Origin of the sequence: Streptomyces sp. SID3343, assembly GCF_009865215.1 — a bacterium.
GTDB lineage: Bacteria > Actinomycetota > Actinomycetes > Streptomycetales > Streptomycetaceae > Embleya.
Genome location: NZ_WWJX01001640.1, coordinates 1 through 237, shown reverse-complemented (window position 1 = coordinate 237; position 237 = coordinate 1). Strand labels below are relative to the sequence as shown.

1 protein-coding gene is annotated in these 237 nt (G+C 70.5%); it reads right to left on the bottom strand.

Annotated features, from left to right (window positions below; genetic code table 11):
- Positions 1-207, bottom strand: a 207-nt coding sequence (locus GT354_RS52095) for a 4a-hydroxytetrahydrobiopterin dehydratase (RefSeq protein WP_161365549.1), incomplete at its 3' end; no start/stop codon positions are given.
- Between the last annotated feature and the right edge of the window lie 30 nt (positions 208-237).

The window sequence follows — 237 nt, the reverse complement described above, 5'->3', positions numbered from 1 at the left end:
TCGGGCATCGGGCATCGGGCATCGGGCATCGGGCGTCGGGCGTCGGGCGTCGGGCGTCATGCTGCCGAACCGGATCCTCTGCCACGTGATGTGAATGTCGGGGTGATGCCGGATCTCGCGGGCTGTCGCGCCGACGTATACCGCCACGTGCAGAGTCTCGCGGTACGCCCGCAGGTAGGCCCGGGTCCGCTCGATCGCATCGCCCACCGCTCACCGCTCACCGCTCACCGCTCACCG